This window comes from Alsobacter sp., assembly GCF_059501845.1.
The window spans coordinates 440,175-462,789 of the sequence record NZ_JCACDK010000011.1; the positions used below are offsets into that span (position 1 = coordinate 440,175).

General features: G+C 67.6%; 23 protein-coding genes and 2 pseudogenes. 7 read left to right on the top strand and 18 right to left on the bottom strand.

The window, feature by feature from the left end; translation table 11 throughout:
- Positions 1-43 precede the first annotated feature (43 nt).
- Positions 44-700 carry a bifunctional 4-hydroxy-2-oxoglutarate aldolase/2-dehydro-3-deoxy-phosphogluconate aldolase gene (locus tag AC5JCN_RS09550; protein ID WP_495754798.1) on the bottom strand — a complete coding sequence of 219 codons (657 nt, stop codon included), beginning with the start codon at positions 698-700 and terminating at the stop codon, positions 44-46.
- A 42-nt stretch (positions 701-742) separates the two neighbouring features.
- On the opposite strand from AC5JCN_RS09550, the gene AC5JCN_RS09555 reads away from it, so the two are divergent.
- Complete coding sequence (locus tag AC5JCN_RS09555; RefSeq protein ID WP_495754799.1) at positions 743-886, top strand: hypothetical protein; 144 nt, start codon at positions 743-745, stop codon at positions 884-886.
- 50 nt (positions 887-936) lie between these two features.
- On the opposite strand, the gene AC5JCN_RS09560 is transcribed toward AC5JCN_RS09555, so the two are convergent.
- Genes AC5JCN_RS09560 through AC5JCN_RS09575 form a run of 4 tightly spaced genes read right to left on the bottom strand, consistent with a single transcriptional unit; the run spans position 937 to position 4,004 of the window.
- Positions 937-1,719 (bottom strand): SDR family NAD(P)-dependent oxidoreductase, encoded by a 783-nt coding sequence (locus tag AC5JCN_RS09560; protein WP_495754800.1) that lies wholly within the window; start codon positions 1,717-1,719, stop codon positions 937-939.
- A gap of 11 nt (positions 1,720-1,730) precedes the next feature.
- Positions 1,731-2,117, bottom strand: a complete 387-nt coding sequence (locus AC5JCN_RS09565; protein ID WP_495754801.1) for a cupin domain-containing protein — start codon at positions 2,115-2,117, stop codon at positions 1,731-1,733.
- Positions 2,118-2,127: 10 nt separating this feature from the next.
- A complete protein-coding gene (locus AC5JCN_RS09570; protein ID WP_495754802.1) occupies positions 2,128-2,943 on the bottom strand; it encodes an SDR family NAD(P)-dependent oxidoreductase in 816 nt (271 codons plus the stop codon).
- Positions 2,940-4,004: an SDR family oxidoreductase gene (locus AC5JCN_RS09575; RefSeq protein ID WP_495754803.1), complete on the bottom strand. Its 1,065-nt coding sequence runs from the start codon at positions 4,002-4,004 to the stop codon at positions 2,940-2,942. The genes AC5JCN_RS09570 and AC5JCN_RS09575 overlap by 4 nt, the downstream gene beginning before the upstream one ends.
- A gap of 111 nt (positions 4,005-4,115) precedes the next feature.
- On the opposite strand from AC5JCN_RS09575, the gene AC5JCN_RS09580 reads away from it, so the two are divergent.
- Positions 4,116-5,027: a LysR family transcriptional regulator gene (locus tag AC5JCN_RS09580; RefSeq protein WP_495754804.1), complete on the top strand. Its 912-nt coding sequence runs from the start codon at positions 4,116-4,118 to the stop codon at positions 5,025-5,027.
- Between the two features lie 27 nt (positions 5,028-5,054).
- On the opposite strand, the gene AC5JCN_RS09585 is transcribed toward AC5JCN_RS09580, so the two are convergent.
- A complete protein-coding gene (locus AC5JCN_RS09585; protein WP_495754961.1) occupies positions 5,055-5,957 on the bottom strand; it encodes a LysR family transcriptional regulator in 903 nt (300 codons plus the stop codon).
- Between the two features lie 103 nt (positions 5,958-6,060).
- On the opposite strand from AC5JCN_RS09585, the pseudogene AC5JCN_RS09590 reads away from it, so the two are divergent.
- A pseudogene (locus AC5JCN_RS09590) lies at positions 6,061-6,975 on the top strand (alpha/beta fold hydrolase); the annotation flags it as partial.
- 657 nt (positions 6,976-7,632) lie between these two features.
- On the opposite strand, the gene msrA reads toward AC5JCN_RS09590, so the two are convergent.
- The gene (gene msrA / locus AC5JCN_RS09595) at positions 7,633-8,358 is read right to left on the bottom strand and encodes a peptide-methionine (S)-S-oxide reductase MsrA (protein WP_495754805.1); all 726 of its coding nucleotides are present in this window, start codon (positions 8,356-8,358) and stop codon (positions 7,633-7,635) included.
- 104 nt (positions 8,359-8,462) lie between these two features.
- Positions 8,463-8,936 (bottom strand): peptide-methionine (R)-S-oxide reductase MsrB, encoded by a 474-nt coding sequence (gene msrB, locus AC5JCN_RS09600; RefSeq protein WP_495754806.1) that lies wholly within the window; start codon positions 8,934-8,936, stop codon positions 8,463-8,465.
- A gap of 282 nt (positions 8,937-9,218) precedes the next feature.
- Here msrB and AC5JCN_RS09605 point away from each other — a divergent pair, with 282 nt between their 5' ends.
- The 3 genes from AC5JCN_RS09605 (at position 9,219) to AC5JCN_RS09615 (ending at position 10,839) form a co-directional block, all read left to right on the top strand.
- The gene (locus AC5JCN_RS09605; RefSeq protein ID WP_495754807.1) at positions 9,219-9,911 is read left to right on the top strand and encodes a DUF1223 domain-containing protein; all 693 of its coding nucleotides are present in this window, start codon (positions 9,219-9,221) and stop codon (positions 9,909-9,911) included.
- 35 nt (positions 9,912-9,946) lie between these two features.
- Positions 9,947-10,282 (top strand): hypothetical protein, encoded by a 336-nt coding sequence (locus tag AC5JCN_RS09610; protein WP_495754808.1) that lies wholly within the window; start codon positions 9,947-9,949, stop codon positions 10,280-10,282.
- Positions 10,283-10,527: 245 nt separating this feature from the next.
- Positions 10,528-10,839 (top strand): DUF1272 domain-containing protein, encoded by a 312-nt coding sequence (locus AC5JCN_RS09615; RefSeq protein ID WP_495754809.1) that lies wholly within the window; start codon positions 10,528-10,530, stop codon positions 10,837-10,839.
- Between the two features lie 10 nt (positions 10,840-10,849).
- Here the strand turns inward: AC5JCN_RS09615 and AC5JCN_RS09620 are convergent, their stop codons facing one another.
- From AC5JCN_RS09620 to AC5JCN_RS09665, 10 genes and pseudogenes are all read right to left on the bottom strand, one after another.
- Positions 10,850-11,314, bottom strand: a complete 465-nt coding sequence (locus tag AC5JCN_RS09620; RefSeq protein ID WP_495754810.1) for an acyl-CoA thioesterase — start codon at positions 11,312-11,314, stop codon at positions 10,850-10,852.
- A 34-nt stretch (positions 11,315-11,348) separates the two neighbouring features.
- The gene (locus tag AC5JCN_RS09625) at positions 11,349-12,506 is read right to left on the bottom strand and encodes an iron-containing alcohol dehydrogenase (RefSeq protein WP_495754811.1); all 1,158 of its coding nucleotides are present in this window, start codon (positions 12,504-12,506) and stop codon (positions 11,349-11,351) included.
- A 31-nt stretch (positions 12,507-12,537) separates the two neighbouring features.
- Positions 12,538-14,487, bottom strand: coding sequence for a sodium:solute symporter family transporter (locus AC5JCN_RS09630; RefSeq protein WP_495754812.1), 1,950 nt, complete (start codon positions 14,485-14,487; stop codon positions 12,538-12,540).
- Positions 14,484-14,909 (bottom strand): hypothetical protein, encoded by a 426-nt coding sequence (locus AC5JCN_RS09635; RefSeq protein WP_495754813.1) that lies wholly within the window; start codon positions 14,907-14,909, stop codon positions 14,484-14,486. Before AC5JCN_RS09635 ends, AC5JCN_RS09630 begins: the two co-directional genes overlap by 4 nt.
- A 137-nt stretch (positions 14,910-15,046) precedes the next feature.
- Positions 15,047-16,732 carry a flotillin family protein gene (locus AC5JCN_RS09640; RefSeq protein WP_495754814.1) on the bottom strand — a complete coding sequence of 562 codons (1,686 nt, stop codon included), beginning with the start codon at positions 16,730-16,732 and terminating at the stop codon, positions 15,047-15,049.
- Positions 16,733-16,789: 57 nt separating this feature from the next.
- The gene (locus AC5JCN_RS09645) at positions 16,790-17,491 is read right to left on the bottom strand and encodes a bacteriorhodopsin (RefSeq protein ID WP_495754815.1); all 702 of its coding nucleotides are present in this window, start codon (positions 17,489-17,491) and stop codon (positions 16,790-16,792) included.
- 46 nt (positions 17,492-17,537) lie between these two features.
- Positions 17,538-18,908, bottom strand: coding sequence for an ABC transporter permease (locus tag AC5JCN_RS09650; RefSeq protein WP_495754816.1), 1,371 nt, complete (start codon positions 18,906-18,908; stop codon positions 17,538-17,540).
- Positions 18,905-19,483, bottom strand: coding sequence for a hypothetical protein (locus AC5JCN_RS09655; RefSeq protein WP_495754970.1), 579 nt, complete (start codon positions 19,481-19,483; stop codon positions 18,905-18,907). Before AC5JCN_RS09655 ends, AC5JCN_RS09650 begins: the two co-directional genes overlap by 4 nt.
- A gap of 259 nt (positions 19,484-19,742) precedes the next feature.
- Positions 19,743-20,219 (bottom strand): annotated as a pseudogene (locus AC5JCN_RS09660) (PAS-domain containing protein); the annotation flags it as partial.
- A 5-nt stretch (positions 20,220-20,224) separates the two neighbouring features.
- Entirely contained in the window at positions 20,225-21,382 is a 1,158-nt protein-coding gene (locus AC5JCN_RS09665; RefSeq protein WP_495754817.1) for an FIST signal transduction protein, read from the bottom strand.
- 352 nt (positions 21,383-21,734) lie between these two features.
- Here AC5JCN_RS09665 and AC5JCN_RS09670 point away from each other — a divergent pair, with 352 nt between their 5' ends.
- On the top strand, positions 21,735-22,475 hold the full coding sequence (locus AC5JCN_RS09670; RefSeq protein WP_495754818.1) for an EAL domain-containing protein: 741 nt from the start codon (positions 21,735-21,737) through the stop codon (positions 22,473-22,475).
- Positions 22,476-22,615: the final 140 nt, after the last annotated feature.

Consider the following 22,615-nt stretch of genomic DNA (forward strand, 5'->3'; position numbering starts at 1 on the left):
GTTCTCCGTTCAGGGTCGTCGAGCCGGCCGCGGCCGGTGAATGTCAGGCTCGCCGGGCCAAGGCCACGGCCTCGGCCGTCAGGCGGGTGATCTCGTCGAAGCGGCCGGCCCGCACGAGCGCGGGGTCGACCATCCAGGAGCCGCCACAGGCCAGCACCGCCGGCAGGGCCAGCCACGACGACAGGTTGCCCGGTCCGATGCCGCCCGTGGGCACGAACTTCATGCCCGCATAGGGACCCGTCAGCGCCTTGAGGAAGGCGACGCCGCCGCTCGCCTCGGCAGGGAAGAACTTCACCGTGTCGAGGCCATGCGCCATGGCCTGCTCCACGCCGGTGGGATTGTTGATGCCGGGCACGATCGGCATGCCTTCGGCGGCTGCCGCCTCCACCGTGGCGGGGTTGAATCCGGGCGTGACCAGGAAAGTGGCTCCGGCAAGGCGCGCCTCACGGACCTGCTGGGCAGTCAACACCGTGCCAGCGCCCACAAGCATCTCCGGCACCGCGTCGCGAATGCGACGTATGACCTCCGCCGCCGCGGCCGTGCGGAACGTGACCTCCGCGACGGGCAGCCCCCCGGCCGCCAGGGCCTTCGCCAGGGGCACCGAGTGATCGGCGTCCTCGACGACCACGACCGGCAGCAGGCGCGTCGCGCGGATGCGTGCTTCGATGGCCGCGAAACCGCCTGTTGCCGGACTGTTCATCCAACTGCCCAATCTCAGTCGTTGCCTATGAGCGGATATAAAATGAAATTTCTTGCTGCGCAATGGATATCGAAATCATTTCGTTCCGAGGGCAGCCTGAGAGCGGCGAGCCAGCGCCACTCAGCCATTCTGGCGGTTGATCTGGAGACGACACTCAACGAGATCGTCACCGTTGTCGCGGAGTAACCTCCCCTGTCCGCTGGGCGAGGCGCGTCGCGGGGCCAGGCCGCAGCGGGTCACAGGACACTCCGGATCGTTCCGCCCTCGGCCCGCATCGCCATCCCGTTCAGATGCGGGCTGGCTGCGAGATGCACGACGCTGGCGGCGATCTCCTCGGGCGCGATCATCCGACGGATCAACGAGGTGGGTTCGGTCTCGTCAAAATATCGCGCGACGACTTCCTCCCGGGACAGGCCGTTCGTCCGGGCAATCTCGTCGTGGTAGGCGCTAACGGCGGCCGTCGCCGTGGGACCGGGCAGGATGGTGTTGACCCTCACCCGCGTGCCGCGCGTTAGCTCCGCGAGTGCGCGCGACAACCCCAGAAGACATGTCTTCATAGCGCCATAGTGCGGCATCCAGGGCTGCGGCTTCACCGCGCTCTCGGAGGAGACGAAGACGATGCTGCCCTCTCCCCGCTCGAGCATGTCCTGCATGAGCAGACGGGACATGCGGACGCCGCTCATCACGTTGACATCGAAGAAGCGAAACCAGTCCGCATCCGTCGTCTCGAAGAAAGGCCGGACTTCGAAGATCCCGACATTGTTGACGAGGATGTCGACCGGTGCGCGCGCCCGCGCGAGGTCGACAAGTGCAACGGCGTCCTCGGTCCGGGTCAGGTCGCAGGCCATGCCCTGCGCGCCGGACCCGAGGGTGGCGAGCGCGGCGACGACGTCGGCCGGCTCCAGGCCACTGATCGTCGCGACGGCGCCCTCGGCCAGGAACGCCTTGGCGATCGCCAACCCGATCCCCGTCGCTCCGCCTGTGACGAGAACATGCTTCCCTGTCAGCTTGTAGTCCATCGCTTCCCCCGTCAGGCCAGCGGCAAGGGTGCGTTCGGCGAGTTCTTGAATTCGACCGTCGTGAAAATCAGGGTCGTGTCCCCGGTGTTCTCCAGATCATGAACCATGGATTCACCGGCCCCGAACGTGAAGTGCCGGACGTCGCCGGCCAGGTAGCTGGTCTCGCGCGTCGCGCCCGATCCATCATGAGAGCGCGAACGGCCGGCGTTGATGGCGACCCAGAAGTAGTTCAGCACGTGCCGGTGGAACCCCACCCTCTCGCCGGGGCGCAGTTCGATGCGCCAGACCCGCACCGCATCGGTCTCCGACAAGAGGTCCTGCCCGACGCGACCGTTCATCGACTGGCGCGCCAGTTCCGCGTGCAGGTCGGGCGTCCAGCCCACGTGATGCTCTGTCATGATCGCCTCGCTAGATCGTCGGAACCACGCCTCCGTCCACGCCCAGCACGATACCCGAGACGTAGTCCGACACGTCGGAGGAAAGGTAGAGAACGGCGCGGGCCACATCCTCCGGCCGACCGAGACGGCCGGCGGGCAGGCCGCTGTCGGCGAGGAAGGCGGCCACGGCTCCGTCGCGGTCCGTGCGGTCGATCCCGTAGTGGTCGGCCAGGGAGTCGAGAAAGCCGCCCGGCGCGTCCCAAAGCTCCGTCCGGACATGGGCTGGAGCCACGACGTTCGAGCGCACGCCGGAGCGCGTATAGTCGCGCGAAAGGACCTTCGACAGCATTGCCACCGCTGCCTTCGACACGGAGTAGTCAGGCAGGAGAGGATGGGGCTTCACCCCGGCCTCCGATCCGCAGTGAATCATGACGCCGCACCCCTGATTCAGCATGGGCGGCAGGACGGCTCGCGCCATGCGGACATACCCCATCAGGTTGAGGCCGAGCGTCGCCTCCCACTCGGCGTCGCTGACCGACAGGAAATCGGTTCGCGCCGGCGCGACCCCCGCATTGTTGAAGAGGATGTCGACCCTCCCGAAGGCATCGAGCGCGGCGGCGACGATGCGGGCGGCGGAGCCTGCCTCGGTCAGGTCCGCCTCGACGGCCTGGATCGGCCCGAGCACCCGGGTCGCGGCGAAGCGATCGAGCATCAGCCCGGCGCCCACGACCTTGGCCCCGGCCGCGAGAAAATGGCGCGCCGTCTCCAGCCCGATGCCGGAACCCGCGCCCGTCACAATCACGACCTTGCCGGCCAGGTCGTGGAAGCCGGGACCCGGTCCTGTCACGGCACGATCCTCTCGGCCCGGAGCCGGTCGAACACGTCGATGAACGACTGCTCGCTGTCCTGCACGGAATTGAAACCCAGGGATCGCGCCTTGGCCATCGAGTGCACGCATTCCATCGGCCGCCCCAGGTCGAGGTCGGTATGCCAGGCGGAGGCCAGCGACGAGAGGGGTTGGGGCTGCAAGGCATGACGCTGGACGATGGCATCCCAGTCGGCGCCCATATCCGCCATCCGGGGCGCCAGCGGGCTGAACATGCGAGGATCCTCGACCACCTCGACGCCGAAATAGGCGGCAATGACCCGCCACAGCCGGTTCCAGCGAAAAACGTCGCCGTTCACGGCATTGAAGGCCTCGTCGGCGGCATTGGGCTCGGTGCCGGCCCATATGATCTGCCGGGCGAGAAGGCGGGCATCGGTAATGTCGTTCAGTCCCGCCCAGGCCGTGGGGGACCCGGGAAAGATCATGGGCTCGCCACGCGCTTTGCAGAGACTGGCGTAGCAGGCGAGCGTGGCACCGATGTTCATGAGGTTGCCGACGGCGTAGCCGATGATCGTGTGAGCGCGATGAACCGTCCAGGAAAACCCGTGCCGGGCAGCACTCGCCATGACGATGTCTTCGAGTTCGTAGTAGAAATTCTTCTTCGGCAGTCTTGGTGCATCCTCCCTGAACGGGGTGACCGGCGTGACCTTCCCATAATCCTCGAAGGGCCCCAGATAGTGCTTTGCCCCGGTAACGATGCCGACATGGGCAAGAGCGCTCTTGCGCTCGAACGGAGCCAGAATATTGCGGAGCATCTGGCCATTGAGACGAATATTCTCGTCTTCACTTCGGCCTAGCGTCCAGGTGCAGTAGAAGATGTGTGTCGGATCGAGATCCTCGATCTTGTCGCAAGACCCGGGATCCAGCAGGTCCACCGACCGCCACAGTATCGAGGACTGGCCGAGCGGTGGGCGGCGCGACAGCCCGTGGATCTCCCATCCCCCTTGCGCCTGAAGTTGCTCGGCAACGTTGAGCCCCACGATCCCCGTGACGCCGACGATCAATGCGCGCCTTCGGTACATGGGCGGTCCCCTTGCAATGACATCTGGCCGCCTAGCAAATCTCATCGCATGATTTCCGGAAGCGCCGAATGGACACATCGAGAGTGAAGGAAATTCACGCATGAGGGTTTCGTGCTGAACCGGAGCGGCGAAATGGAGGTCTTCGCCCGCGTGGTGGAAGCCGGCAGCCTGACCTTGGCCGCTCACGCGCTGCATCTCTCGCCCTCGGCAGTCAGCAAGCTCCTGGCGCGGCTGGAGGCACGCCTGGGCGTGACACTGATGCGCCGCTCGGCGCGAGGACTGGCCCTGACCGTCGAGGGCGAGCGGTACTACGACCGCGCCCGGAGCATCCTGAAGGACATCGAGGAGGCCGAGGAACTCGCCACCTCACGCGGCAGCCCCAAGGGCCTGCTGCGCGTAAACTGCAACATTCCCTTTGCACAGCACTACCTGATGCCGATCTTGCCTGAATTCCTGCGGCTCCATCCGGCGATCACGGTGGATCTCTCGCAGTCCGACCGGACGGTGGACCTCATCCAGGCCCAGGCCGACGTGGCCATCCGCACCGGCCACCTTGGCGACACGACGCTTCGGGCGCGCAAGCTGCTCAGCTCGCCCCGCCACGTCGTGGCATCGCCGGCCTATCTGGAACGTCGCGGCCGCCCCGGCTCACCGTCTCAGCTCACGCGACACGATTGCCTCGGCTTCAACCTACGGCGAAACCTGGATGTCTGGCCGTTTCGCGACCCGTCAGGTGCCGCGTGCAACCACCTGGCGGGAGGGACGCTCAGGCTCGACAATGGCGAGGCGGTGCGCCAGATGGCCCTCGCCGGCGTCGGGATCGCGCGCCTGTCGGCTTTCCACGTCGGGCCGGACATCGAGGCCGGCCGGCTGATTGCATTGCTGGAAGAGTTCAACCCCGGCGACCAGGAACCCGTCCAGGCGCTCTTCGTTGACCGCGCCCATTTGTCGGACCGGATTCGCGTCTTCATCGATTTCATCGCCGCGCGCGTGCCCGACATGGCGGCACGCCGGCGCCCATGACCGGTCGCCCGAGAGGATTTGCTCCAATCAGCCCCTCTCCTCCCAGGGCGGCGGGTCGCCGAAAGCTTTGCGCAGGTGGGCGACAAGTGCGCGGATCTTGCCCGTCGTTCCGGGGTCGCGGGGATGGGCGACGAAGAGCTCGGCGCTTTGCGGCGTGCGGTCGAGTTCGACGATCCGCAGAGCACCCTGTCGCAGGTCGTCATGGATCAGGAAGCGCGGCAGGAGCGCGACGCCCAACCCGGCCAGCGCCGCGCCGCGCATCATCAGCCCGTTGTTGAGCCTCAAGGCCGAGCGTGACCGCACCACCTCGGTTCCGGCAGGGCCCTCGAACCGCCAGTCCGATTCCCGGCGGCTGTAGAAGATGGCTTTGTGCGCCGAGAGATCCGTCACCGCCCGAAGCGGTGGCGCCGTTTCGAGATAGGACGGCGCGGCGACGAGATGGCGGGAGCTTCGCGCGAGGCGATGGGCGATCAGGTGCCGGTCTGACACGGGGCCATGCCGGATGACGGCGTCGAAGCCGTCCGCGGCTGCGTCGACGAAGCGGTCGTCGAGATCGAGCGTCAGGTCGATGCGCGGATGAGCCTGGAGGAAGGCGTAGAGCGGCTTTTCAAGATGCAGGATCCCGAAGCTGACGGGGGCGGAGATCCGCAGCGGCCCTGCGAGTTCGCCGCTGTGCCGGGCCAGCTCGGCCACGGCCTCCTCCGCCTCGCCGAGAATGCGCCTGGCGCGCTCCAGGAACATGCGGCCATTCTCCGTCAGGGCGGAGCGTCGCGTCGAGCGCTGCAGAAGCGTGACGCCCAGCGCGCGTTCCAGGTCCGCCAGGCGCTCGCTGACGACGGACTTGGCCAGCCCAAGTCGCAGCGCGGCCGCCGTGATCGACCCGGTCTCGGCGACGCAGACGAAGGCGGTGATGCCGTCCAGCTTCATGATTGTTCGACTTTCCCGAACGCCTGGACCGCCGGCCGGCGGCTATCCCCGACGGTGCGGCAGGCTCACCCTGCTGTCGAGACTGTCGCTACAGCCGGAGCCTTCCATGTCCAGCATTCCCCCTCTCGCTCTCGCCGCTCTCTTGCTCGCAGCGCCCGCCGGCATGGCCTTGGCCGGGGGACCGGCCCCGTTTCCGGCTGACTTCCAGGTGAGAGAGATCGCTGCCAACGGGACCACCCTGCACGTGCGCACGGGAGGACAGGGGCCGGCGGTCGTGCTGCTGCACGGTTATGGCGAGACCGGCGACATGTGGGGGGCGCTCGCCGCCGACCTCGCCCGCGACCACACCGTCATCGTGCCCGACCTTCGCGGCATGGGGCTCTCTTCCCGGCCAGCAACTGGCTACGACAAGAAGACCCAGGGAGAGGACGTCGCCGCCCTGCTCCGCGAACTCGGCGTCGGCGACACGGACCTCGTCACCCACGATATCGGCAACATGGTCGGCTACGCTTTCGCGGCGGAACACCGCGATATCGTGCGCCGCTTCGTGCTCATCGACGCGCCGCTGCCCGGCGTCGGGCCGTGGGAGGAGATCCTCAAGAACCCGCTGCTCTGGCATTTCCGCTTCGGCGGACCGGACATGGAACGCCTCGTCGCCGGACGAGAGCGCATCTATCTCGACCGCTTCTGGAACGAGTTCTCCGCCCATCCCGACCGCTTCCTGGAAGAGTCGCGGTCCCACTACGCCGCTCTCTACGCCGCGCCGGGGGCCATGCATGCGGGCTTCGCGCAGTTCGCCGCGTTCGACGAGGACGCGGCCGACAACAAGGCGTTCCTCGCGCAAGGCAAGCTGGACATGCCGGTGCTCGCTCTGGGCGGGGAGAAATCCTTCGGCCTCACTATGGCCGCGGTGATGGGCTTTGCCGCGAACAGGGTCACCGGCGCGGTGGTGCCGGATTCAGGGCACTGGATCATGGAGGAGAACCCGGCGGCCACCGTCGGTCTCGTCGGGGCGTTCCTTCGCTCGGGCATGCGGGATCAGCGGCTGACGCCACAGGCGATCGCCGCGGTCCCCGTCGCTCCAGCCACGCCCGGCACGTCGGGCGTGGCCGGGCTGGAGACCCGGGTCCTCTCGGGCGACCCCTCGGCGCCCGGTCCCTATACGATCCAGCTGACCGTGCCGCCGCACACGCGCATTGCCGCGCACCGCCACCGCGACGACCGGTCGGCTGTCGTCGTCTCCGGCGAATGGTGGTTCGGTTACGGAACCGGCGCGGATGCCGGCGGGCTCGCCATGCTCCCGGCCGGAAGCGTCTACACCGAGCCGGCGGGACGCCGGCATTACGCGGAAACGGGCGACACCGGCGCTACCGTCGTCATCAGCGGAAATGGGCCGACCGACACGACGTTCGAACGCCCATGACGACCAAGGGCGGCGACGGAACTCAGTCCGCCCGGACAGAAGCTTCGCGCAACTCCGTCCGCCTCGCGCCAGAGACCGGTTGCTGATTGCCGATTTGTCCGGGTCGAGCCGCTGGACGGGATTGGGGTCTTCTGCAGGTCCCGACTTCAGCCGTGTCTGCACTTAGGACTGCGTCGGGACCGGCGAGCGGTTCGCCGAACAGGAGCGACATCGGCTCGCGGACGATCGGCCGCTAGCCGGTGTGAGATCAAGCCGTCAGTTCGATTGCCCCGCGGCGAGGACCAGGACCGGCTTGGTGCGGTAGAGGTCGGGATAGAGTTGCGACAGCGCTTCCACCTTCGGAAGGTCGTTGATCACGATGTAGGGGTAGGCGGGGTTGCGGACGAGGAAGTCCTGGTGGTGCTCCTCCGCCGGGAAGAAGGCGCGCCGAGGCTCGATGCGTGTCACGATGGGGCGGCCGAACACGCGGCCCTTGTCGAGTTGGGCCACATAGGCCGCTGCCACCCGCGCCTGCTCCTCGTCGGCCGGGAAGATGGCCGAGCGGTACTGCGTGCCTCTGTCTGGTCCCTGGCGGTCGAGCTGCGTGGGGTCGTGCGCGACCGAAAAGAAGATGCGCAGGAGCGTTCCGTAGCTCACCTTCCGTGGGTCGAATGTGACCTTGACGGCCTCGGCGTGGCCGGTCTGTCCGGTGCTGACCATCTCGTAATGGGCAGTCGCCCGATCGCCACCGGCATAGCCGGAGACGGCGCTGGTGACGCCGTCGACATGCTGGAACACGGCCTGCACGCCCCAGAAGCAGCCGCCTGCGAGGATCGCGGTCTCCGACGTCCTCGCCCTGGCGGCGTCGACGGCGGGCGGCGGGACGATCCTGGGAGCCTCGGCGTGTGACGACGGCGCAAGCAGCACGGCGAACGCCGCCGCAGCGAAACCGAGACTGGCGAAAACGAGCCCGCGGCCAGGCCGCTTCGAGACACGTTGCATGGTGCTTACTCCCTGATTGAAAGCGACCTGTGGCTTTGGAACTCCAAGATGGGACGCTGCAGTCGCGCGACGCGGCGTCTGCGCACGCCCACCCTTGCCATGGCTCACGCCGCCTCGAAGGCCATCGCCACTCCGTTCATGCAGTAGCGCAGGCCCGTGGGCTTCGGACCGTCGTCGAACACGTGTCCTAGGTGGCCACCGCAGCGGCTGCAGTGCACCGCAGTGCGCGTCATAAACAGGGACGTGTCCCTGGTCTCGCCGACCGCATTCGGGAGGGGACGCCAGAAGCTCGGCCATCCCGTTCCACTGTCGAACTTGGTATCGGACGAGAACAGCCTCTGTGCGCATCCCGCGCACGTGAAGGTGCCGCGCCGGTGCTCGTCATTCAGCGCCGAAGTGTATGGCCGCTCGGTCGAGCTCATGCGGAGGACCGAGAACTGGGCCGGCGTCAGCAGCCTGCGCCACTCGCTGTCGGTTTTCGACACGGGGAAAGTCTCCGCGGCGGCCGTGTTCCTTCTCAGCAGGAGCACAGCAAGTGCTGCTGCGCCTCCCAGCATTCCGCGTCGCGACACCGACATGGCAGCCTCCGTCCCTGGTTTCTCGTGACTCCTACGGCGCGCCGACCGCATCCGTTACGGGACGGAGGCTCCGATCACTCCGATGTGACCCGGACCGCGGGCGTAACGACCGTCGACGTACGGCCATCGGGTCACCTGCCGGTGTCGCGCTGCGGGGGATTCCTCTGCCGGACTGGGATCGTCGGCTTACCGAGTCGCCCGCTCACGAACGCGTCATTCGTCGTAACCAACGTTCATCACCGTCGAACTCTTCTGGGATGACATATCCGGGAGACGATCGTCATGGTTTCGAGAGCCAGTCTCGCTTGTGCTGCATGTGCCGTGATCGCGTTCGGGCTGCCGAGCGCGCAGGCGGCCAGCTCCAGGCTCGTCGTCGTCGAACTCTTCACCAGCCAGGGTTGCTCGTCGTGCCCCCCTGCGAACGCCAACCTGATCACGCTGAGCAAGAGGCCGGGCGTGCTGGCGCTGAGCTTCGGCGTCACCTACTGGGATTACCTGGGCTGGAAGGACATCTTCGCGCGGCCTGACTATACGGACAGGCAGGCGAGGTACGAACCTCGCCTCGGCCGATCGGGATCGTTCACGCCACAGATCGTCGTCAACGGGAACGCCGACGTCGTCGGCAACGACCTTGCCGAGACGAGCGAAGTGATCGCCGCATCCCGCCCGCCGGCCGGGCCCGAAATCACATTGGCCGGACAGTCCGTCCGCATCGCCAACGCCGCCGCTTCCGAGGCTGCCGACATCTGGCTCGTGCGCTACGATCCCTCGGTGCTGGAGGTTCCCGTCAGACGCGGTGAGAATGGCGGGCGCACCCTCCCCCACGGCCATGTCGTCCGCGACCTCGTCCGTCTCGGCGCGTGGTCCGGGGCAGCCACGACCATCCCCGTCCCGCCGGCACCTGCCGGGCTGCGAACAGCGGTCCTCGTCCAGTTGCCGCGGGGCGGGCCGATCCTGTCGGCCGCGACCGACTAGCGGCGTCTTCCCGCACCCGCGTTCCCAGGCGATCGATGAAGTCTCCCCCTCCCCGGTACCCCCGGACCCCTGACGGCCGGTACTTCATGGTGCGCGGCCGCCTCTGGCGCTGCACGAACCCTGCCGTCTCGCAGGACGAGCGCGCCGAGCTGACCCGGGAGCTGATGGCGGCACGGCGTGCCGTCGGGGTCGCAAAGAGGTCAGCGGACGCCGAGGCACTCATGGCCGCGCGGGCGGCAGTCGACCGGGCGAAGGTCGCCCTGGGAGAGCGAGGACCCGTGTGGTGGACGGACGGCGCTCCCGACTTCAACCAGTGCCTGGCACGGAACACGCCTTATGCCGAGTGGGCGCGGTCGATCGAGGGCACGTAGGCGGGCGATCAGGCCTTGCACGATGTGCCGGTGGACCACGGCCATCGGTCGAGCAGATCTGCGAACTCCAGGCCGTTGGCCAGCATGGCCAGCGCAGGACGGGCACGCTCCCGCCCGGGCCCGAGACCGCGGCAAGGTTTCCGCCTCAAGACGAGGGGTCCATCACGGATCCGAATGGCACGCTTCGAGGATCGTCGTTGGTATCTGCGCTGCCGCCTCGGCAGAGTGGAAGCCAGGAGGACACCATGGCTCTCGAACTCCGCCCCAATTGCGAATGCTGCAACCGGGACCTTCCCGCCGACGCGCGGGAGGCGATGATCTGCACGTTCGAATGCACGTTCTGCGCGGCCTGCGTCGCGGATGTGCTGGAGAATGTCTGCCCGAACTGCGGGGGCGGCTTCGCTCCCCGCCCGATCCGGCCCCGGAGGGAATGGCGGCCCGGCCTGTCCACCGCAACGCGTCCACCCTCCGTGCGGCGGGTCCACCTCTCGTTCCCGATCGACGACGTGAAGGCTTTTTCGGCTCTGGTGCGCGACGTTCCGCCCGAGGACCGCTGACCCGAAATCCTCAGTCCTGTCGCGCGGCATCGCCGGACCGGAGCGAGAGCTCCGTCTCGAAGGCCGCGCGCCACGCATCGGGGATGGCCTGCGGCCGTTGGTGCTCGCGGTCGACGCAGACGTGGACGAACCTGCAGGCGGCGGCTGCCTCCGCCGATCCCGCCGCGAAAGCCCCGAGGACATAGGTCACCGACGTCCGTCCCAGGCGCTCTACGCCGATGCCGACGTCGACGGAGACGGGAAAGGCGAGGCTCGCGAAATAGCGGCACCGTGTCTCGGCGACGACGAATATCGGGCCGTCACCATGGGGCTCCAGCAGCCTTCGATCGATCAGGTCCGCGTTCACCGCAGTGTCGAAGAAGGCGTAGTAGACCACGTTGTTGACGTGGCCGTAGATGTCGTTGTCGGCCCAGCGGGTCGGGATCCGGCGAAATGCCGGGAAGGCCTGCCGGGGCAATCTGATCAGGTCGCTCACCACGCCTCCCGGTCTCGGGCCGCTTCCCGCCCTTTCAATACGCGGCAGTGTAGATGGCGAGCGCGTCGGCTTCGCCGACCGGGCGGGGATTGTTGCCGAGCAGCCGCGTCTGGTTCATCGCGTCCCTCGCGAGACGGGGCAGGAAATCGCGGGAAATCCCCATGTCCGCAAGGGTCTGCGGCAACCCGCTCGCCTTGGACAGCCCCGCCAGCGCGTCGCAGAAGGCGGCGGCTCGCTCCTGGTCCTGGAGGGCGGCGAGGTCGGGAAAGACATAGGGCGCCAGTTCCGCATAGGGCTTCGGCGCGACGACGGCGTTGAAGCGCAGGACGTGCGGGAGCACGAGGGCGTTCGACAGGCCGTGCGGGATGTGGAAGTGCCCCCCGAGCGGATAGGCCAGAGCGTGCACCGCCGCGACGGGCGAGTTGGCGAAAGCCTGTCCCGCCAGCATCGAGCCCAGCAGCATGTCGGACCGCGCGGCGAGGTCTTGGCCTTCGTGAACGGCCTTGAGGAGCGACCGCCCCATCAGCGTCAAAGCCTGGGTCGCGAGCATGCGCGACAGCGGATTGTTGTTGGCACTGGCGGAGGCGTAGGCCTCGATGGCGTGCACCATGGCGTCGATGCCGGTCGCCGCGGTAATGGGCGGGGGAAGGCCCAGCGTCAGTTCCGGGTCGAGCACGGCGACATCTGGTAGGAGGACGGGCGAGACGACGCCCATCTTCTCGTTGGTGCCGGTGGTGACGATCGAGATGGGGGTCACCTCCGAGCCGGTTCCGGCCGTCGTCGGCACGAGGATCAGGGGCAGGCGCGGACCCTTGACGTTGCCGATGCCGTACATCGTCTTCAGGGTCTCGCGGCCGAGGGCCAACACTGCGACGAGCTTGGCCACGTCGAGCGACGAACCGCCGCCCACCGCGACGATACCATCCACCTGCGCATCGACGGCTGCTGCGGCCGCCGACTGGATCACGCTCTCAGGCGGATCAGCAGCCACATCCGAGAAGACGACCGTCTCGACCCCGGCGGAGCCGAGGGCGGCGAGTGCCGTGTCGACGATGCCGGTCTTCATCATGCCGGGATCGGTGACCAGCATCGCGCGGCCGCCGATCTGGGCACGCACGATGTCGCCGAGGGTGCCGAGCCGTCCCGCGCCGAACTGCACGGACCGGGTGGTGTTGAAGGTGAAAGGGTTCACCGCCGCCTCCTCTTGGAACGATGCGTCAGCCCTAGCGCCCGCCGAAGCCCAGCGCCAGCAGCACCACGATGCCGAAGGCGGCGGCGGCGGCGATGCCGGCCGCCACGAGACGCGCGCGCTCCTGCCGTCTTGTATCGGGCCTGAGCCGCTGGCGGGGCTCGTAGGGCGGTATCTCGGCGTGGACGGGATTGGCCATCTCCATGCGGTAGGCCAGGAACCAGATCAGCCCGACGCCCAGCGCCCATGCCACGGCGGACCACGCCCAGAGGGAGGGCATTCCGGCGACCCATGGACGTCCCGCCGACGGCAGGCCGAGCGCGAAATTGCCGAAGACGAGCCCGGGACCGAGCGCGAAGAAGAGCCACACCAGCACCACCGACCATGCGAAAGAGGTGATGCCGCGGATGCGCCGGAGCGGCCGCAGCGTCGTCGCCAGGAAGTCGCGGATGTCGCGCGCCTCCTCGCCGAAAGCCTGCCGGTTGGTGATCGCGGAAATGATCAGCGTGGCCGCGAGGTTCGCCGCGCCGCCCCAGGCCGCGGACGGGATCGTCCAGGGCCAGCGCCCCCACGGCAGTTCCAGGCCGAGGAACGACAGGACCGAATAGCCCAGCGGCTCGGTGAGGAGCACCCCGGCGATCCCGAAGCCGACGCCCGTGACAGCGGCGGGGCGCGTGATCCAGCGCAGCCACGTCACGCCGAGCAGCGGCGTCCACAGCTGGAACGACAGCGGCAGGGCGATGCTGGCGAGGGCGGAGAGCGTGACGGGAGCAAGGGCCTGCAACAGCAGCGAGGCCAGCGCCAGCAGGCCGACGACGATGCGGGTGACGTTGACGGTGGCGCGGCGCGACAGCCCGGCGTGGAAATACCGCTTGTAGACGTTGCGCACGAGCGACTCGCCGGCGACCAGCAGGGCGAGCCCGGCAAGCACCTGCACGCCCGCAACGAGGCCGATGGCGATCCAGGCCGCAAACCAGGGGGACGTCTCCCGCATCGCGTCGAACAGGCCGGCAATCGTGAGCCTGGCATCAACCAGCGCGGCCGCGCCGACGATGGCGGTTCCAAAGAGAATGAGACCGCCGAACGCGCCGGCCAGCACCCAGGTCTGGCCCGCGCCGAAACCGCGCGCGCTGCGGGTCGAGAGCACGATCTTGGCCGCCAGCGGGCTGGCCTGCAGGCCCATGAAGGCGAAGGCCAGGCCGAGGCTGGTCAGCGCCGTGGGGCCCAGCGTGTCGTCCGCCTGCCGGCCCATCCCGGCGGTGAAGTGCACGACGCCCGACACCGTGAAGAGCCCGGCGCCGGCCGGATCGGCGGCAAGCGCCTGGAGCTTGCCGTTCAGCGCACCGAAGCCGCCCACGACGTAGAGCGCCCAGGCCGCGAGCCCGGTGGTCGCCGCGGCGATCAGGACCGACTGGATTGCGCCGAGATATCCCACGGCCCGCATGCCGCCGATCACGACATAGCCGACCATGACGAAGCCGAGGACCGTGCCGACCACGACCGGCGACGCCGCTCCGTCCGACAGGGCGGAGAGCAGGTGGGACAGGGCCCGCACCTGCAGTCCGGCGAAACCAACGGCGAAGAGCACGGCGATGGCTGTCGAGACGACGACGAGGAAGTTGCTGCCGTAGTAGACGCGGAAAAGCTCGGCCTGCGAGGAGAGACGCAGGCGCTGGCACACGAACCACATCCGCTTGAAGAAGATCGTGCCCGGCAGGGCCAGTGCGATTCCCGCCTGCAGCAGCGCCGGCGAGGTCAGCCCCCGCCTCGTAATATCGTCCGCGCCACCGAGGACGAAGTAGCAGGACATCGCGGCCCCCGCGAGGGTGAGCGCCGAAACCCAGGGCGCCAGCTGGTGGCCCGCCGAGAAGTAGGTTTCGACGTTCTGGTTCTCGACCGCCGCGATGCGGGCCCAGTACAGGGCCACGGCGCCGTAGAACAGCCCGTAGAGCAACAACCAGAACGAGGTGCTCTCGCCCGTCATCGCGTAGTTTCCCGGGCCGACGGCGAGCCGATATGGAACTGCGAGAAGGCGCCCCGCAATCCGTGGCGCGTCGCGAGATAGACGATGAACCCGACGCCCACGACGCCGAACATGGCGAGGCCGGCGGCATAGCCCGCCGGTCCGAGCCTTCCGCTGGCCCATGCCAGGACGAAAACCAGCGCGAGCAGGCCGTAGACGCCGATACCGAGAGCCGCCTCGCCCCGGGTGAAGCCCTGGCGGAAGACGAAGTTGACCACGATGTGCGCCGCGAACGCGGCAAGGATCAGGACGAGGCCGATCCCGCAGGCGATGAACGACTCGCGGACCATGCCCTCCAGCACGAAGCCCAGGCCGAGGAAGCCGAGCACCGCCCAGATGGCGAAGATCAGGATGCTGCGTTCTGGCGCGGCTGGCGTGCGCATGTCCGGCTTACCTCCAGCGAACGGGGCGGCGCGCGTCCCGGCCGGGTGTGGGTGTGTGCTGGCCCGGTCGCCGGACGGTCCCTCGCGGAACAGTCATCGCGGCCGGCGCGGACGGCGGAAGGTCGCCGCCCGCCACGTCAGTTCGGCTTCCCCGGCTTGGAGCGGGGCGGCGGCTCCTTCCCGGGTGCTTCGGTGTAGACGACCTTCGAGAGGTCCTCGAGCACCTGGGTCCGGTGCAGCGTCCCGCCCGTCAGTCCGATCTCGCCCAGGAGCTGGTCGACGAACGGAGCCTGCGAGCGGTAGCGCAGCGCCGACGAGACGACGGCCTCGGCGAGGTTGCCCTCGCGCGTGCCGGTACCGTCTTCCGGCCCCGTTCCACCGCCTCCGGAGCCCCCGCCGCCCGCATCCGAGAAACCGGGCAGCCCCTCGACATGCACGATCTTGATGCCGTCGATCTTCTCCATCGGCTTCACGCTCTCGCGGATAATGGCCGGGAGGTTCTCGACCAGCGCACGGTGAAGCGCGCTGCGGCGGCTGGCGTCGGAGCGCAGGTTCTCCGCGGCGTTGAGCTTCTCCTTGCCCTCCGCCTCGACACGGTAGCGCTCCTGCAGCGCAGCGACAGCCAGCCGGTCGGCGTCGGCGCGGTCCGCGGCGGCGGTCTTCTCGGCCTCCGCAAGGATGCGCAGGCGCGTGGCCTCTGCCTCGGCCGCCTTCTCCGCCTCGATGATCTCGATCTGCTTCTGGCGGTTGGCGATCTCCGTGTCGCGGATGGTCTGCACGCGCTCCTGAGCCTCGACCACGCGGGCCCGGGCGTCCTCCGCGTCCTTCTGTGCCTCGGAACGCTCCTTGGACTTCAGCGAAATGGCGATTTCCCTATGCTGCTCCTCGATCTGGAGGGTTTCGCGGCGCTTGATGTCCAGGCGCTCGAGTTCCCTCTCCATGTCGATGCGGGTGCGCTCGACGGCCTCGCGCTCCTGGATCTTCACCGCCTCGACCTCGCGCTCGCGCGCCGCACTGTCGATGGCGATCTCCTTGCGGCGCTGCGCGCGCTGGATCGCGACCTCGGCCTCGTGGTCGAGCCGGGCATACTCGGTGTCGCGCGCGATCTCGAGCGAACGCTTCTCTGCCTCGAGGTTCTTCGTCCGCATCGCGATCATCGTGTCCTTCTCGATGTCGTTGCGGGTCTTCTTGCGCGCCTCGATCTGTTCGGTCAGCCGGGTCAGGCCTTCGGCGTCGAAGGTGTTGGACGGGTCGAACAGCTTGATGTCGGTCTGGTCCAGCGAGGTGAGCGACACGGATTCCAGCTCGAGGCCGTCGAGGGCGAGGCTGTCGGCCACCTCCTTCTTGACCTCCTTGACGAACTCCTGCCTGTGCTCGTGGATCTGCTCCAGCGTCATCCTGGCGGCGGCGCCGCCCATGGCGTCGACGAAGCGGCCCTGGACCAGATCCTTCAGCTGCTCGGCATTGAGGGTGCGGCTGCCGAGCGAGCGGGCGGCGGTGGCCACCGCCTCGATGCGGGGAGCGACGCGGACGTAGAACTCCACCGTCAGTTCCACGCGCATGCGGTCCTTGGTGATGAGGGACCGTTCCCTGGCCCGGGTCACCTCCAGGCGAAGGGTGTTCATGTTGACTTCGGTGATGTCGTGCAGGATGGGCAGCACCAGAGCGCCGCCGCCCATCACCACGCGCTCACCACCGAAGCCGGTGCGCACGAAGGACACGTCCTTGGTCGAACGCCTGTAGAGCCAGTGCAGCAGATAGGCGGCGACGGCGATGATGATCGCCAGCAAGATCAAGATGCCAATTACGTCTGCACCCTTCATCGGCGTGATCCTTCACTTTAAGTCCGCGTCCGGCCGGCTGACCGTGCAGGAGTTTGTTCAGGCCAGGTCTTCCGTGCCGCTGGCAAGGACGGCGGATGAGAGCACGGCCACCCCGAAGGCCATGCGGTTCAGAATGTCGGTCAGGTTGTAGGCGATGCTCAGCGCGCCCGTGTCGACGTAGCCGCCGAACGAGGTGATGAAGTTGCCGAGCGGGTAGATGGCCCAGCCCACGGTCACGATGAGGCGGAGCCAGAAGTAGCCCCGCTTGACGGACGGGCTTGGCGACGATGCCACGGCCTCGTCCATGCGGCCGAAATAGAGCTCGCCGAGGATGTAGAGCCAGAAGATCAGCCCGATGAGGAAGGCCAGCGTCGCGTTCATGTATTCCGCCTCGCCGAGATAGCGGACGAACACCATGAGCACCGACACGATCACGAGACGCCAGAACAGCCCGATGCGCTGCCGCCCGGCCTGGTGAGCGAAGAAGAAGAGCGCGATGACCTGCAGCGGCATGGAGACCGCCCAGCCGGCATAGAAATAGACGACCGGGACGTTCCCCGCCGCCGACAGTGCGGCCCGCCCTTCATAGGCGGCGCCGACGCCGACGAGCGCGGCCAGGGCGCAGAGGACGACGGGAAGCCGCCAGCCGAGGTTCGTCCATGTCGTGCCGATCAGCAGCAGCACGCTCGTCGCGGCGAGGCCGAACAGCGCCACGGAAAAGCTGGCTGCCGTCAGGTCGGTTGTCGCGAAGACCGGCATCTCACTGGCTCCCTTGGAGGACTTCGTCGTGGGTCATGGCGCGACCTCAGATCTGGGTTCGGATGTGCGGCATGCGCGCATAGAGCGCGACCATGGGCAGGATCAGCAGGCCGAAGATGAATTGCTGCGCCTGGAAGCTGAGCCCGATGCCGACGAGGAAGGAGGAGAGAACCTGCAGCACGAGCACGCCGATCAGCGTGAACCCGTAGCCGCCCTGTCCGCCGAGGAGCGACGTGCCGCCGACGACGACGGCCGCGAGTGTGAGAAACAGGTACTGGTCGCCGACGCCGATGAAGCCGCCGCCGCTCCAGCCGAGAAGCAAGCCACCCGTCATCGCGGCGAAGAAGCCGGAGATGGCGTAGATCAGCACCCAGTACTTCATCTCGGAGATCATCACCCGGCTGGCCGAGGTGCGATTGACGCCGAGCGCGTAGAGGTATCGCCCGTAGACCGTGACGCGCATGCCGACGATGAGGACGAGGGCGATGAGGCCCCACAGCAGGATCACCGGGGGAAACGGCAGCCCGAACGTCGTCCCGGCCATCGAGGAGAAATTGGCGAGCCAGTCCGGCACCGTCCCGAAGACGTTGCCCGAATAGGCCGACCCGATCGAGGTCAGGATCTGCACGCCGCCGGAGATCGCAAAGCCCATCCCGAGCGTCAGGATGAGGGCCTGGCCCTGCAGCTTGTAGCTGAGCAGGCCGTTGATCGTGCCGAGTACCGCGCCGATGACGAGGACGATGATCGCGGCCAGCCAGGGCGGCACGCCCAGTCCCATGAGGTAGAGCAGGCCCACATTCGCCGCCCCGATGATGAAAGGGATCGACAGGTCGAGGCCGCCGAGGAGCGCCACAAGCGTTTGCCCGACGGAGGCGATGCCGAGGAAGGACGCAAAGAGCAGCATCGACTTGATGTTCATCGACGAGGCGAAGCCGTCGATGTTCATGGCGCCGACCGAGAACAGGCCGGACAGGACCATGATGCCGATGAAGGCGGACTTGTTCTGCTGGAACTGCTGCCCCAGCGTGCGCGTGAGCACGATGATCGCCAGCAGAATGAGCAGCGAAATGACGTTCCAGATGTTGAAGAACGTCTCGATCGTCAGGGACAGGACGAGGAAGACGAGAAGGATCAGCCCGAGCCCGAGCAGCGGCCAGCGGAACTGCAGCCAGACCCGCTGCAACTCGCCCGGTCCTTCCGAAGCCGGACGGGCCTCGCCGGCGAACTGGCCGAGGACGAAGCGCCAGCCCCACATGAAGGCCGCGAGAGTCGCGATCGCCGCGAGGATGATCGTCTGGACCGCGACGCCCTGGATGAAGCCGAAAATAACGCCGATCCCGGTGAGGACGATCGCGACGATGAGGCCGACGATGCGGGTCGCCAGGCCAAGCGGCTGGGGAGCGGTCTGGGTCGTCATCGCGTCTCTTCCGCGGCCGGAGGCGACGGGCCCGCATGGTCCCTGGCCATCAGGTAGGCGCCGAGCAGAACGAGCGCCGCGACCACGACGGCCACGGCGGGCCCGACGCTGCGGCGGCTCGACTGGCTGATCGCGACGCGCGCGAACACGGCGGCCAGGACCAGGACGATGACGGCGAGGACCCACGGGCCTGCAGCCTGCCGCAGGGCGACGTCCTCGGGGCCGAGCGCACCGACCTCGAGCGGCCCGACATAGAGTTTCTCCGCCGGGATGCGCTCAAGCGGCACCCGAACAGCCTTTGCCGGCGCCACCGCCTCGGCGGCAGGCGCGGACCCGTCGGCGGGTGCCTCGGCCGGAGGAGCAGCGGCTGAGGCTTCGGCCTCCTGCTGCGCGGCGGCCTGCTGCGCCGGAGCCCGGTCGAACGAGGAGTGCAGGACGATGCCGAGGCCGACGACCGACAGGACGACGAAGTAGAGCAGCGGCGAGAAATGCCGGAGATGGCGCTGGATGAACGGGATGATCAGCGTCAGCAGCAGCGAGACGACGAGAATCGAGCCATAGGCGAGGTTCGTCACAAAGCTCTGCACCGCCCCGAACGAGAACGTCGCGAGGACGAAAGTGATCAGATAGAGGTTCAGCGCGCCGAGCAGGGAGCCGAAGACGCTGGCTCTGCGGCGACCACCAGACGGACTTCTGGCCGAGGTGAAAGCTCCAGTCGCCGATCTTGCCGATCCGCTGCGCCTCCAGCAGTTCCTCGGACCGCTTCTTCAGCGCTTCCTCGCGCCGCTTCAGATCGGTGATGTCGACACGGATGCCGATGCTGCCGCCATTGGCCGTCCTGCGCTCCTCGACCCGCACCCAGCGGTCGCCCCGCAGGTGCTGCTCGAAGGCGCTGTGGTGACCCCTGTGCCGCGCGGCCCGCTCGGCGAGCCACTCCTCCTCGCGCCCGATAGCCTCGAGGTAGTGCCCTCGCTCGACGCCGAGGCGCACCGAGTCTGCGAAGTTTGCACCGACCTTAATGGCGTCGCTGGCGGTATCGTAGAGCTCGAGGAACTTCCGGTTGAAAAGAAGGTAGCGCCCCTTCGGATCGAGCAGGACAAGTCCTTCGGACACGACTTCGAAGGCGTCCATCAGGCGAGCGTTCGCCTCCTGCAGCTCGTCGGCCATCAGGGCAATGGCGCGGTCGGTTCTCTCGCGATCGCGCTCGGCCTCGATGTAGGCGGCCTCGACGATCTCGGCGAGCGCGTTCAGGTCGAGCTGGCCATCCTCACGCGTGGCCCGCGCCATCTGTCTCGCGAAAAGCCGGCGCATGATGATCAGTAGCCCCGGGCCATTTCGCGGATGGTGGTAATCGTCATGGTCTGGTTGTGGAGCTCGCAGCGGTTCGACGTGGCATGCGGCGCGATCTCGCCATAGGCGTAGAAGCCGAGCTTGCGATAGGCCGGCCCCAGCATCGACGATGCGGCGTCGACCTCGTCGCCGATTCTCTGACCCATGAGGAGGCGCCGGCCGATGCAGCTCACCATCAGCGCCACCCCCTCGCCTTCGGGATGCTCGAGAGCCGCGTCCGCCACGGCCTGGGAGGCTGCCTCTGCGGCGCCGTCGGCGAGCCGGTTGAAGTTGCCGCGCATGAGCTGGGCGCGCCATCCGTTCGGCATGTCGCCGGCGAAGGTCAGCGACCCCTGCTCGCGGTCGATCGCCAGGATGGTGCGAACGACCTTGTGATCGGAATTGGCGTCATCGTAGACCTGCAGCGGAAACAGCAGGCCCGACCCGGGAAGGCCTTCGGCTTCCGGTCCGAGATAACGCTCGTAAAGCTCGAGCGCGGGCTCGCCGTCGAGCTCGAAGAGGACGTTGCCCTGCGAGCGCGTGATCCGGCGCACGGGTCCGAATACGTTCCACCCGCCGGCACTGCCATGCCCGAACTGGACCGCTGCGCCATAAAAGCCGATCGCCGCCACGACATGGCTGCGCGGCGCCTGATCCGCGCCGACGAGCGTGGTCTCGAACGCCGAGCCGTCGCCGGCCAGGCCGCCCGTGACCGGGATGGCGGAGCCGAGGATGTCGGTAAAGCCGGCGACGAGTTCGCTGCCGTTCACGTGGAGGCCATCCGACAGGACGAAGATGCCCTTCAGGTCGTCCGCGCGGAGCGTCTGCGCGAGCCTGGTTCCAGCCGCGCGGGAGGCGCCTTGCGACTGGATCTCGGCCTGGGCAAGCTTGAGGCGCGTGTGGTCGAAGCGCATGGCGAGGCAGGCGATGTCGTCGTCGACGACCTCCCCGTCCAGGAACTGGCCGCCGGTCGAACAGCCGGCGATCAGCGCATCGGGGCAGGATGCCCGGAGCCTGGCGAAGACATCGGGCGACGAAAGCCGGCGGCGCTCCCCGAAATAGAGCAGAAGGTCGGGGCGGAGGAAGGAAAGCGCGGCCAGCGGCCGCTCGTCTTGCCCATTCCAGAACAGGTTTTCGACGCGCATGACCACCGTTCTCGGGAGTGCTCCGGCTTAACTCACCCGCCGGACGTTGCTACGCTTTAGCTCCCTTTTCTCTGCCATTGAGCTGCAAAGATCACGTTAGGATAGTTGTCTAATCACTCGTAAACGGCACTCCCGGATCACGCGGGTTTTCGGGTCCGGACCCCAGCCGGCTCCACCCGGATTGCTCCGGCGTGGCAGGTTTCTGGATGCGCCGGGCAGAATTCGCACGCCGAGCCCGAGCGCCAATACCGTCCTTTAAGGGGTTGAGCGTCACTTGGGTTCAAGTGGCGGGTGCTCCATCATGACTCATCAGACAGCATGCCAAGGTTGCCGGGGCGGTTTGGCTTTCGACATGCCGATCACGATGGCGTTCCAGCCCATCGTCGACGTCGAGACCCGCAGCGTTTTCGCCCAGGAGGCGCTCGTGCGCGGGGCCGCCGGCGAGAGCGCCGGCCATGTCCTCGCCCGCGTCGACGACGAGAGCCGCTACGCCTTCGACCAGAAATGCCGGGTCACCGCGATACGGCTTGCCGCCGACGCCGGGCTTGCCAGCAACGGCCAGAAGCTGTCGATCAACTTTCTCCCCAATGCCGTTTACGACCCAAGGGCCTGCATCCGCCTGACGCTCGCAACGGCCTCGCAGGTCGGCTTCCCGCTCGACCAGATCATTTTCGAGTTCACGGAAGTCGAGAAGATCAACCCGGAGCACCTGCTCAACATCCTGGTCGCGTATCGCGCCATGAATTTCCTGACGGCGATCGACGACTTCGGAGCCGGTTATGCGGGGCTGGAGCTGCTCTCGCGCTTTCAGCCCGACATCGTCAAGCTCGACATGAACCTGATCCGCGCGATCGACAGGGATCGTGCAAAGCAGGCCATTGTCCGCAACGCGTTGCGCATGCTCGGCGACCTCGGCATTGCCGCCGTCTGCGAAGGCGTCGAAACGGCGGGCGAGTGGATGACCCTTCAGGATCTCGGCGTCAGGTACATGCAGGGCTACTTCTTCGCCCGGCCGGCGCTGGCATCGCCGGTCAAACCCTGCTGGCCAGCAATCGAGGCGCCGGCCGCTTCGCCAATCGCCGCCGTGGCGTAGGACGCACAACGCGGTCCACCCCCTTGGTCATTCCCGCCGTGGGATGAGCCGTTTCGAGGACTCTGGATCCCCTTCCCGGCCCTGCGGGCCGCCGGGGATGACAACGGCGGTGGCGGTCCCTCGGAGCGCGGGTCTTCAGA

Bases quoted from the DNA above. Each gene is read 5' to 3' on its own strand.
- AC5JCN_RS09550 (WP_495754798.1), bottom strand. From the start codon at position 700: ATGAACAGTCCGGCAACAGGCGGTTTCGCGGCCATCGAAGCACGCATC.
- AC5JCN_RS09555 (WP_495754799.1), top strand. From the start codon at position 743: ATGAAATTTCTTGCTGCGCAATGGATATCGAAATCATTTCGTTCCGAG.
- AC5JCN_RS09560 (WP_495754800.1), bottom strand. From the start codon at position 1,719: ATGGACTACAAGCTGACAGGGAAGCATGTTCTCGTCACAGGCGGAGCG.
- AC5JCN_RS09565 (WP_495754801.1), bottom strand. From the start codon at position 2,117: ATGACAGAGCATCACGTGGGCTGGACGCCCGACCTGCACGCGGAACTG.
- AC5JCN_RS09575 (WP_495754803.1), bottom strand. From the start codon at position 4,004: ATGTACCGAAGGCGCGCATTGATCGTCGGCGTCACGGGGATCGTGGGG.
- msrA (WP_495754805.1), bottom strand. From the start codon at position 8,358: ATGCAACGTGTCTCGAAGCGGCCTGGCCGCGGGCTCGTTTTCGCCAGT.
- msrB (WP_495754806.1), bottom strand. From the start codon at position 8,936: ATGTCGGTGTCGCGACGCGGAATGCTGGGAGGCGCAGCAGCACTTGCT.
- AC5JCN_RS09605 (WP_495754807.1), top strand. From the start codon at position 9,219: ATGGTTTCGAGAGCCAGTCTCGCTTGTGCTGCATGTGCCGTGATCGCG.
- AC5JCN_RS09610 (WP_495754808.1), top strand. From the start codon at position 9,947: ATGAAGTCTCCCCCTCCCCGGTACCCCCGGACCCCTGACGGCCGGTAC.
- AC5JCN_RS09615 (WP_495754809.1), top strand. From the start codon at position 10,528: ATGGCTCTCGAACTCCGCCCCAATTGCGAATGCTGCAACCGGGACCTT.
- AC5JCN_RS09630 (WP_495754812.1), bottom strand. From the start codon at position 14,487: ATGACGGGCGAGAGCACCTCGTTCTGGTTGTTGCTCTACGGGCTGTTC.
- AC5JCN_RS09635 (WP_495754813.1), bottom strand. From the start codon at position 14,909: ATGCGCACGCCAGCCGCGCCAGAACGCAGCATCCTGATCTTCGCCATC.
- AC5JCN_RS09640 (WP_495754814.1), bottom strand. From the start codon at position 16,732: ATGAAGGGTGCAGACGTAATTGGCATCTTGATCTTGCTGGCGATCATC.
- AC5JCN_RS09645 (WP_495754815.1), bottom strand. From the start codon at position 17,491: ATGCCGGTCTTCGCGACAACCGACCTGACGGCAGCCAGCTTTTCCGTG.
- AC5JCN_RS09650 (WP_495754816.1), bottom strand. From the start codon at position 18,908: ATGACGACCCAGACCGCTCCCCAGCCGCTTGGCCTGGCGACCCGCATC.
- AC5JCN_RS09665 (WP_495754817.1), bottom strand. From the start codon at position 21,382: ATGCGCGTCGAAAACCTGTTCTGGAATGGGCAAGACGAGCGGCCGCTG.
- AC5JCN_RS09670 (WP_495754818.1), top strand. From the start codon at position 21,735: ATGCCGATCACGATGGCGTTCCAGCCCATCGTCGACGTCGAGACCCGC.